This window comes from Rahnella sp. NRRL B-41462, assembly GCF_003263525.1.
Lineage (GTDB): Bacteria > Pseudomonadota > Gammaproteobacteria > Enterobacterales > Enterobacteriaceae > Rahnella > Rahnella aceris.
This window is the reverse complement of sequence record NZ_JYDF01000001.1, coordinates 117,661-127,312: the sequence shown is the minus strand read 5'-3', so window position 1 is coordinate 127,312 and position 9,652 is coordinate 117,661. Positions and strand designations below refer to the sequence as shown.

At 52.4% G+C, this 9,652-nt stretch carries 11 protein-coding genes; 2 read left to right on the top strand and 9 right to left on the bottom strand.

Annotation, left to right across the window (positions count from 1 at the left end):
* Positions 1–324: aminotransferase class III-fold pyridoxal phosphate-dependent enzyme (locus tag UC14_RS00720; RefSeq protein WP_157962063.1), on the top strand; the 324-nt coding region annotated here is incomplete at its 5' end.
* A 67-nt stretch (positions 325–391) separates the two neighbouring features.
* On the opposite strand, the gene mak is transcribed toward UC14_RS00720, so the two are convergent.
* Complete coding sequence (mak, locus tag UC14_RS00715) at positions 392–1,312, bottom strand: fructokinase (protein ID WP_013576686.1); 921 nt, start codon at positions 1,310–1,312, stop codon at positions 392–394.
* A gap of 209 nt (positions 1,313–1,521) precedes the next feature.
* Here mak and rdgC point away from each other — a divergent pair, with 209 nt between their 5' ends.
* Positions 1,522–2,436 (top strand): recombination-associated protein RdgC, encoded by a 915-nt coding sequence (gene rdgC, locus UC14_RS00710; RefSeq protein ID WP_112151734.1) that lies wholly within the window; start codon positions 1,522–1,524, stop codon positions 2,434–2,436.
* Positions 2,437–2,494: 58 nt separating this feature from the next.
* Here the strand turns inward: rdgC and ppnP are convergent, their stop codons facing one another.
* The 8 genes from ppnP to UC14_RS00670 all read right to left on the bottom strand — a co-directional run bounded on the left by ppnP (position 2,495) and on the right by UC14_RS00670 (position 9,611).
* Positions 2,495–2,785, bottom strand: a complete 291-nt coding sequence (gene ppnP, locus UC14_RS00705) for a pyrimidine/purine nucleoside phosphorylase (RefSeq protein ID WP_013576688.1) — start codon at positions 2,783–2,785, stop codon at positions 2,495–2,497.
* A gap of 179 nt (positions 2,786–2,964) precedes the next feature.
* Entirely contained in the window at positions 2,965–3,642 is a 678-nt protein-coding gene (locus tag UC14_RS00700; protein ID WP_112197070.1) for an AroM family protein, read from the bottom strand.
* Between the two features lie 4 nt (positions 3,643–3,646).
* Positions 3,647–4,576 (bottom strand): DUF1177 domain-containing protein, encoded by a 930-nt coding sequence (locus tag UC14_RS00695; RefSeq protein ID WP_112151735.1) that lies wholly within the window; start codon positions 4,574–4,576, stop codon positions 3,647–3,649.
* Between the two features lie 135 nt (positions 4,577–4,711).
* On the bottom strand, positions 4,712–6,289 hold the full coding sequence (locus tag UC14_RS00690) for an OPT/YSL family transporter (RefSeq protein WP_037036782.1): 1,578 nt from the start codon (positions 6,287–6,289) through the stop codon (positions 4,712–4,714).
* Between the two features lie 76 nt (positions 6,290–6,365).
* Entirely contained in the window at positions 6,366–7,148 is a 783-nt protein-coding gene (locus tag UC14_RS00685) for an IclR family transcriptional regulator (protein ID WP_037036780.1), read from the bottom strand.
* A 548-nt stretch (positions 7,149–7,696) separates the two neighbouring features.
* Complete coding sequence (gene aroL / locus UC14_RS00680; RefSeq protein ID WP_013576694.1) at positions 7,697–8,221, bottom strand: shikimate kinase AroL; 525 nt, start codon at positions 8,219–8,221, stop codon at positions 7,697–7,699.
* 275 nt (positions 8,222–8,496) lie between these two features.
* Complete coding sequence (locus UC14_RS00675) at positions 8,497–9,075, bottom strand: class I SAM-dependent methyltransferase (protein WP_037036778.1); 579 nt, start codon at positions 9,073–9,075, stop codon at positions 8,497–8,499.
* A gap of 260 nt (positions 9,076–9,335) precedes the next feature.
* Positions 9,336–9,611, bottom strand: a complete 276-nt coding sequence (locus UC14_RS00670; RefSeq protein ID WP_013576696.1) for a DUF1471 domain-containing protein — start codon at positions 9,609–9,611, stop codon at positions 9,336–9,338.
* Positions 9,612–9,652: the final 41 nt, after the last annotated feature.

Sequence of the window (9,652 nt, the reverse complement as noted above, 5' to 3'; positions counted from 1 at the left end):
CAGGAAAACCTGATTGCCAGTGTCGGGCTGGCGGGTAAAGCCATTCTTGACGGCATCACCGCACTCTCTCAACGCTTCCCGGCGATTGGCAGCGTACGTGGCGCAGGGCTGTTCGTCAGCGTCGATTTCGTCAACGAAAACGGCGGGCCGGATTCCGCTACCGCGCTGGCGGTGGTCAACGCACTGCGCGAAGAAGGCGTGCTGATTGGCGCCTCCGGCCCGCATGCCAACATTTTGAAGATCCGCCCGCCGCTGGTCTTTACCGCAGAACACAGCCAGATCCTGGTCAATGCGCTGGAAAACGTTCTGAGCAAGATGTTCTGACTGAAGCGGGTTACAAACGGAAAGGGCGCAAAATCTGCGCCCTTGAAGTTGATAAACGGATAATGGCTTACAACGCGAAACGTGATTGCGGCCAAAGCCAGGCAGCGCCGCGTACGCCGCTCGAATCACCGTGTACGGCTTTGAGGATCGGCGTTTCACATTCCCCGCCAAACACCCATTGTTTAATCAGCAGCGGCACCGTCTGATACAAACGATCCACGTTACTCATACCGCCCCCAAAGACAATCACGTCCGGGTCGAGGATATTCACCACGTTCGCCAGCGCCTTGGCCAGACGACGCTCATAACGCCCGAGCGCCTGTTCTGCAGTTTCATCGCCCTGCTCCACCAGCGCAATAATCTCTGCGCCTTTGAGCCGCTGACCGGACAAACGAAAATAGTCTTCTGCAAAACCGGTGCCGGAAACAAAGGTCTCGACGCAGCCTGATTTCCCGCAGTAACACGGGACTTCACGGGCAAACTGCATTTCTTCTTCATCCTGCCACGGCAGCGGGTTATGTCCCCATTCCCCCGCATTGCCGTTGCCGCCCGCATGCGCCGCACCGTGAAGCGCCACACCGGAACCGCAACCGGTGCCGATTATCACGGCAAATACGGTGTGACGGCCTGCACCCGCGCCGTCAGTGGCTTCTGACACCGCCAGGCAATTGGCATCGTTGGCAATATGCACTTCGCGTTTTAACAGCAGTGCCAGATCCTCATCCAGCTGTTGTCCGTTCAGCCAGACCGAGTTGGAATTTTTCACCTTACCGGTAAATGGCGACAAGGTGCCGGGGATCCCCAGCCCCACGCTGCCACGTTGACCGGTGGCTTTTTCGGCGTCCAGCACCAGCCCTTCAATCGCTTTGAGCGTACGTTCGTAGTCATTTCTCGGCGTATCGACCCGTTTGCGAAACAGCTCTTTACCTTCATCAGATAACGCAATGACTTCTATTTTTGTGCCGCCTAAATCAATGCCAATTCGCACGTGTTGCTCTCCTTTTACACTTTGCAGGGTCAGTTTTTTTGAGTTTATTCAGTTTAGAAGCCAGACGCGACTGTCACCAGAATAAGCTGTTATGCAATGTTACAGGGTGCGGCGATTTCTTAACGACGGCTGACGCTCAATTGGTTATCATGCCGCCCTGCATTCATTTATTCAGCGTACCACGAGTGCGCCGGGACAGGGATAACGCCATGTTATGGTTTAAAAATTTGTTAGTTTACCGTTTGAGCCGTGAAGTTTCGTTATCTGCTGACGAAATGGAAAAACAGCTCAGTGCTTTCACCTTTACCCCGTGCGGCAGCCAGGACATGTCGAAAACCGGCTGGGTCTCCCCGATGGGTTCCCACGGCGGCGACGCGCTGACGCATGTCAACGGTGGTCAGATCCTGATCTGCGCCCGTAAAGAAGAAAAAATCCTGCCTTCTCCGGTGATTAAACAGGAGTTACAGGCCAAGATTGAGCAGCTCGAAGGTGAACAACACCGCAAGCTGAAAAAGACTGAAAAAGATTCCCTGAAAGATGAAGTGTTGCACAGCCTGATGCCGCGCGCCTTCAGCCGGTTCAGCCAGACATTCATGTGGATTGATACCGTTAACGGCCTGATCATGGTTGACGCCGCCAGCGCCAAGAAAGCCGAAGACATGCTGGCGCTGCTGCGTAAAAGCCTCGGTTCGCTGCCAGTGGTGCCACTGACCATGGAAAGCCCGATCGAACTGACGCTGACCGAATGGGTGCGTTCCGGCGATACCCCCGCCGGTTTTACGCTGCAGGACGAAGCCGAGCTGAAAGCGATTCTGGAGGAAGGCGGTGTGATCCGCTGTAAGAAACAGGTGCTGGTCAGCGATGAAATCGCCACGCATATCGAGAACGGCAAACTGGTGACTAAGCTGGCGGTTGACTGGCAGGAACGTATCGCCGTGGTGCTGGCGGACGACGGCAGCATTAAGCGCCTGAAATTCAGCGACGTCATTCGTGATCAAAACGAAGATATCGACCGCGAAGACTTCGCTGGGCGTTTCGATGCAGATTTCGTGCTGATGACCGGTGAACTGGCAGCGCTGATCCAGAACCTGATCGAGGCATTAGGTGGCGAAGCGCAACGCTAAGACCGGATGCAAAACGTAAAAAAGGCGCTTATGAGCGCCTTTTCTGTGTCTGAAGAAGTTATTTAGTCAGATACTTACAGAGGTATGAGGTGGTTTCGCCGACCTGTAAGTTGAATTCACTTTTACCCGGAATGTAGAACGTCTCGCCTGGCTTAAATACCTGCCAGTCCGGTGATCCCGGGATCAACACTTTCAGTGAACCGCTGATCACCGTCATTTCTTCCGGCTTTGCGGTGCCGAAAGTATATTCACCGACGGCCATCACGCCAACACTGGCTGAACCCGTGCTTTCGCTGTCAAAACCAATCGACTTTACTTTCCCGTCAAAATACTCATTATTTTTCAACATAGATTGGCCCTTTGCGATAAATTTCAGAGCCTTCATATTAGGGGCAGAAAGCGCCTTCTGTCACTGATTATTACCGCTTTATCCGCACGAGACGACACCGCCCGCAAAGCGGTAGCGCTGATTTGATTTTACGGCCGCACAGTGCCATTGTGGGTAGCTGTTCGCCCCTCAGTCATACCTCAAACCACCAGTTCCGCCGCCAGTTTTGCCATCAGTACATTCGGTAACAGCACCGGAATATTCAGATATTTTTTCAGCACATCGAGGTGATGGCGGTTAAAGCCGATGCAATCAAGCACCACGACTTCCGCACCCTGTTCAGCCAGATGCATCGCCGCGTCCGTCAGCGCCTGATCGTCAGAAAGATAAGGGCTGGCAACAGCAAAACAGGGCGCTTTGGCTAATTTTCGCCATTTGTTCGCCTGCTCAACCACCTGTGATTCAACCGGCACCACAATCCCCGCACGATGCTGACCGACTATTGAGGCGATCAACGGTGGAATAATGCGGTCAGGCTCCAGCAGCAGCGCATTGTTAGCATGCAGATGATGAAATTCGCCGGTGCAAAGCAGCAGAATGGTCATGCAATCCAGGGCTTCCAGTACGTCGATTTTTTCCTGTAATCCGCTTTCCACGCGGTGCGCAGCCATCGTAACCTGCGAACCATCCAGCAGGCGGGTGACCAGTACAGCGTCGCCCTCAGTTGCAGCATAACGCTGCTCTATTTGCTCCCTGCTTAACCCGTCGAGTAAGCCCACATGGGTGACTGACCCGGCCGGCAGATGTTCCATCAGCAGCGGCATAATGTCGCTGCGTGGTGCCTGTCCGATTGTTAACGTCGCAAGGGATGTCATCATCGTGTTACTTCCGGTTTTGCAGGTGACGCAAGCTTCCGTACAGCGACAACAGGAGTTGATATTCATCGGCATCAAAGAACTGACAAGTGCCGCGGCCAAACTCTTTCGCCACTTCAACAGCAAATTTTGCCGCCAGTGCGATATCCACTTCATGACTTGCCCCGGTGCCACAGCCCGGCACAACAGATTCCGCCGTAATAGCCACACCGACCACCGGCACGGTCGTCGCCGTTGACGGTTGCAGAATACTGTTCAGATGATGCACACCGTTGCCGTAAGGCGTGATGTCCTGCGTGGTAATCGGAAAAGTGACCGCCGGTTTGCCGCTGGTCATTTCCATGATGCGCAGCAAATCTTCAGAAACACGCAGGATGTAACCCTCTTTCACCGTCGGTGAAATGGCATAACCCTTGTGATTGATGATGCGGTTGCCTTTGGTGGTGTCGATAGACAGGATCGCGTCCACGCCGTCCACCACTTCGTTGTCGTTCATGGTCACGTCATCAATCGGCGAATCCATAAAATCGACCGGATCATGCGGACGGGTCGGTGCGTTCGGGCAAATGTGGGTAGTGATAATCACATCACCGTCGAGCACATCGCCCTTGCGCTGCATATCAGCCAGTTTAAGTGCGCTGGTGACAGCGGCAATCGCACCATCGCCATCAGAGACCAGACCGATACGCGTCGGACGCGCGCCAATCCCGCCCAGACGACCGATAATCCCAAGCGTGGGTGCCGTGCCGCCACTGCTTTTGCCCTGACTGCCCGGCACAGTGATACGCACAAAATCAGTGCCACCTTTCGGGCCGTCAGCGCGGTGTGTGCTGGCGGTAATACCCGGATAACGGGCGAACAAGTCCACAATGTCCTGACCGCTGACGTGGGCGCTGTCAATCAGTTCGAATACCGTTAATGTCTGTTGCAAACTCATCACTCAGTCCTCTTAAAACATCGCGACCGGCGTATTTCACGCAGTAGCCAAAACGGTCGCGGGTGCTGTTCATCGTGGAACAGTCAGGTGTTTAATGCTGGCTGAACATCAGCCCTGGTGTTGGTGCGGTACTCACTACTTTTTGGCACTGAAGATCGACGTGAAGAAACTGTAAAGCGCGTCACCGGCAATAAAACCTGCCGCCAGCACTTCCATTGGCGTACGCCCTTTTTCACCCCAGATCCGGATAATGATAATGCGCAGCACGATGCCGCAGACCACGGCCCATCCGGCCATCACGCTGTTGATCAGCAAACCGGTCGCCAGCAGTACGCCAAGCTGGCGTTTCGGTCCGCCAATCAGCTGAATCAATGCGCCCGGAATCGCCCAGATCAGCAGGCTGTGTGCAATGCCCGGCTGAGCACCGGCCTGAATGGTTTTGGCATAAACCCGCGCCACCGGCGGCACTAAATCCTGGGCGAAGTAACCGTAATGGGCGTACCACACCACCGGAATGGCGATGACAAATGCCAGCAATGCGGCGAATAACTGGATGCGGCGGCCGTAAAGTTCAGCCTGCAAATCTTTGCCGTAACCGCGCAAAATAAATCCGGCTTTCAGATCAAAACCCATATCAGCAAATGCCGGACCGGTAGCGGCGGTAAAGCCCGTCAGGACGCATAACGCCAGCGGTGGGAAACCAATCAGAATACCGATAATTAAGGTAATCAGCGCCACGGCAAAGGCAGGGAACCAGCCGGAGTGCATCGCGGCAATCCCGACAATCAGCTCGTGGAAGAAGGCGGCAAAGGCGGCGTAAATCACGAACGCAATCAGCATACTGACTGACATTTCACTGTACAGGCCGCCCGCCAGCGCCAGCAGTGCCGCGATGGCGATATAACCGAATGCGCCCAGCCCGAGTGCTTTACGCACCTCTTTCGCCGGTTGGGTAAAGGTCGTTTTGGCGTCGGCATGTTTAGCACGCACCACCTGAATCACCTGCAGCAGCGACACCAGCCCCGCGCCGACCATCATGCCGTGAGGAATATACAGCGCGTTGAGGTCCAGCCCGGCGACCGGCTGCGCATAAGCGCGGATCAGCAAGCCAATACCAAACATGCTGAGCGCCCAGATATTGCCGATAAACGCCGTGCCGAAAGCCGCCATCGGGATTTTCAGCATCGCTCCAGCCACACCAACAACCACGCCCGCGACCAGCAGCCAGGCCTGACGCCCGCCGTTATCACCGGCTTTAATCGCTTCAGCCGCCGCAACACCGGGTGGCCAGGCATTGCTGGCCGGGAACACTTTGGTGTCGAACAGGCGATAAAGCAGGTAGGCATCGAGCAACATCGCTGCGGCCACACCGGTAAACATCGGCATGATCAGTTGCGGCTGGCCCATGACATAAGGAATAGCGATCGGCATCAGCAAACTGTTTGCCGCACCAAAGGTCGCAGATGAAATGACGGTTTGCGCCAGATTCTGCGTATGAACAGAACGGTAGCGGTAAAAAGCCTGCATCGGAATGCGTGCCAGTAACATGGCAAACAGCGCGCCTATAATCGAGGTATTCGGCGTAACGCCTAAAGTAGTAATCAGCTGGACACCGATGATTGCGCCTAAAACAGACAACAGAATCATCACGATGAGAGTGCCAATATCCTTTAGCGGATTCTCCTTATTATTCTTTGCAGGTTGATCTGACATAAGGCCCCTGGTGTTGAGCAAGTATTTCACATAGCAAATAATCCGGGTCCGTTATTCGTCATTATCCTGACGGCTGCTACATGGCCGTTTTAGATAAATGCCAATACTCATCACCCAATTTTTCGGCAATTTGCCGGGTTACGGCAATCAGCCCTTCTTTTATTCCTTCCGGAATTTCTTTCCCCTGCGCCGGCGAAGGGAAAGATAAACATAATCCAACGGTTTCATTACGGTGCTTATTAAAAATACTGGTGGCTAAGGTACTTATTCCCAGCAACGTTTCGTTGTTGGCAAATGACACCCCCGTCAGGCGGACATCGGCCAGCCTGGCTAACAAAACCTCCTTGCTCTCAGGCGAATTAGCAGAATTCGCCTGATATTTTCCGCTAAACCGCGCCAGAACCTGATCATCGGTATAGCGCGAAAGGATCGCGCGCCCGATAGCCGTTTCGTGAGCGGGCAAAAGGCTTCCGGCCGGAGTAACCACTTGCAGATACGTTCTGCCGGGAAACATGCGCATCACCATAATGTCGCGCCCTTCCAGCATCGAGATATAACCCGTGCATTGCGTCAGCTGACTGAGTTGCGTCATATACGGCGACGCTAAATCCACCAGCGGGGCCGACAAATAATGGCTGGAGACGGCCAGTAATAATTTTCCGATGCGGTACAGACGGCTGTCCGGGTCACGTTCCAGCAGCCCTTGCGTTTCCATCGTCATCAGCAGACGGGACACCGTACTTTTCGGTAATTTTAAATTTTCGACCACATCACTGAATGACAAACCGGGATGCCCCTGACTAATCCCCTGTTTTGAAAATAATTTCAGTACCGCAGCCGCATTTTCTAATGTGGTCATAAAGGAGTGAGTTCCGGTATATGGAACAAGGTTCCTGTTAAGTTAAATAAAAACTAAAGCTGATACGTGTCAGCGTCAAGTCGTTTATTTTTCACGCACAACACGTCAGGCAAATGAATATGCTTAAAGGAATTCTTAAATAGATGAAATTAAGAGTCAGGCAAGTTAAATGCCGAGTATTAATGAGGTGACGGACGTAAAACTCAGCAGATTATCGTGATTAAATATTGCGCAAAATATACAGGGCGATGGAGGCTTCAATGAGGATGATGGTGATCGACAGGAGGGCAGGCATCACCTTGGCATGCTGATTAAAAAACGACATCAGGGACTTCATCATGGGTTCCATTGTTAGAGGTTAAAGTAATCACCTGAGTTATTATGTTACGCCCACATATACATCAGTACAATACTTAAGCATACGTGATCCCCCTCACATGACATGGCCCGTTTTGTTTACACCGGTTCCTGATTCAAGCTTGAGTCACAACGTGCTGACATAAAAAAACGAGCCACCCGGGCTCGTTTTGTCAGGAGATGAGCGGAATTCAGCGCGCCATCGGCAACGCCAGTGCATCCAAAATCAGATTCACGACAGTCTGCGGCTCCTGAGTTCCGTCGACCACATGATGGGCGGACTCCTGATAAAGCGCTTCGCGCTCATTCAGGACTTCTGTCATTTCTTCAGCGATCGGCTTGCCCGTCAGCGTCGGGCGCTGATCTTCCAGTGGTGCATCTTCCAGACGGTTTGCCAGGGTAGATGCAGGGGAACGCAGATAAATGACCGTACCATTTTCACCCATAAAATCGCGATTTTCCTGGGACAGCACCACGCCTCCCCCTGTGGCAACCACGGTCAGTGGCGAGGAAATGGCTTTTAGTGTCTCAGTTTCACGACGGCGGAAACCTTCCCAGCCTTCGCGCTCAACAATATCTGCCACGCTGAGACCAGAAGCGCACAGTAACGCCAGATCGGTATCGACAAATTTGTAGCCCAGAGCTTTCGCCAGAGCGCTGCCAACCGTCGTTTTACCTGCACCGCGTGCGCCGACCATGAAAATGGTTTGTGTCATTACCGCTATCCTTTATTCCCCGGGAGCCGTTAGCCCGCCTGATGAAAATCCATCATCAATATGAAGTGTGAGTGTCAGAAGTGGGTCATTGCACTGCCCTGCCGATGTACTCGCCAGATAGTACAACAAAAAAGCCTCACTGGCAGATTTTTGTCACCTGCCGGTGAAGCTTCTGTAGCGTTTTATTTACGCCGTTCAGGGCATCATACTGAAAAATCCTTGCTGCGCAATGGCCTGCAATAAGCTTTGCGAGCTCTATCCCCTAAGTGGCTGTATCAGCGAGGTTTACAGATATACACGAGTGCGGGCGGAAAATTCTTCACTACCCGGATTTTTTTCCAGGTGAAGTAACGTGATAACAATTTCTCTGACAGCTGGCTGTACTGGAATAAAACCAGCACGCCGTCTTTATCTTTCAGCTGTTGCCGTGTGGTCTGCAGAATCCTGATGCTGGTACGCAAAGGCATCGACAGCAGCGGCAGGCAGGAAAATACGGCGTCATACTGCGTGCTCATGTGCTCGGCAGAATGCGCCATCACCTGCAAACGACTATCTTTCATCTGATTAAGCTTACGCACAAACGCGGGCTGTATTTCAAAAGCCTCAAGCCTGGCATCTGCCCGCATACGGCTCAGGATGCGGCGGGTCAGAACACCGTCGGCCGCGCCCAGCTCGGCGATATCCAGCGATGTTGTCCAGTCAATCTGGCTGAGCATCGCATGGCACAACCACGGTGACGAGGGCATCAGCGTCCCCATCGTGCGTGGTGAACTAATAAAATTCTGCAAATAAAAAAACTGATTCTGAATCGAAATCCCGGTGTTCTTAATCGTCATTCTTGCGGCATTTAACATTCAAACGTCCTCCTGGGGATATAGACCCTTATATCATCTTTAAATTCTTAAGAAATGATTAATAAGGGAATAAATCGCCTGAAAGGTTCATATAAAATAAATTACATGGGATGATTCTCAAAATAAATGTGATGAGAAGCGTGATACAGGGAATAGAAAAGGCCAATGTCAGGTGACATTGGCCTTCTCAACTTCATATAACGTCATTGAAACTAATAAGAATCAGACGAATTAAACGACTCGTTTAAAACACCAGATTTTTATTTATACAATTCAACGCTTGCCCGGGTCAGACTTGAATCCCCCGGTGTGTCTGCACCGATCACACGGTAGTGATTTGCACCTTTATCTGAGGCAATCTGGTTCAGCTGGTCATGCAAGCTGCCCGGAACCGTATTCGGCGCGCTCACAGACACAGTGCCCAATGACTGGTAATTACCACTTTGCGCCTGCATTTCTGTAATAGGCGTTGCAGCCAGGGCTGAGAATGAAGCAACAGTAATAGCAACAGCTGTAATTGCAGGTAACAGTTTCATATTACGCACCTTTCTTTCGTTAGTTTCGTTAATTAATGGGG

Bases quoted from the DNA above. Each gene is read 5' to 3' on its own strand.
- UC14_RS00670 (WP_013576696.1), bottom strand. From the start codon at position 9,611: ATGAAACTGTTACCTGCAATTACAGCTGTTGCTATTACTGTTGCTTCA.
- ppnP (WP_013576688.1), bottom strand. From the start codon at position 2,785: ATGTTGAAAAATAATGAGTATTTTGACGGGAAAGTAAAGTCGATTGGT.
- UC14_RS00675 (WP_037036778.1), bottom strand. From the start codon at position 9,075: ATGTTAAATGCCGCAAGAATGACGATTAAGAACACCGGGATTTCGATT.
- UC14_RS00690 (WP_037036782.1), bottom strand. From the start codon at position 6,289: ATGTCAGATCAACCTGCAAAGAATAATAAGGAGAATCCGCTAAAGGAT.
- UC14_RS00695 (WP_112151735.1), bottom strand. From the start codon at position 4,576: ATGAGTTTGCAACAGACATTAACGGTATTCGAACTGATTGACAGCGCC.
- UC14_RS00700 (WP_112197070.1), bottom strand. From the start codon at position 3,642: ATGATGACATCCCTTGCGACGTTAACAATCGGACAGGCACCACGCAGC.
- UC14_RS00685 (WP_037036780.1), bottom strand. From the start codon at position 7,148: ATGACCACATTAGAAAATGCGGCTGCGGTACTGAAATTATTTTCAAAA.
- rdgC (WP_112151734.1), top strand. From the start codon at position 1,522: ATGTTATGGTTTAAAAATTTGTTAGTTTACCGTTTGAGCCGTGAAGTT.
- aroL (WP_013576694.1), bottom strand. From the start codon at position 8,221: ATGACACAAACCATTTTCATGGTCGGCGCACGCGGTGCAGGTAAAACG.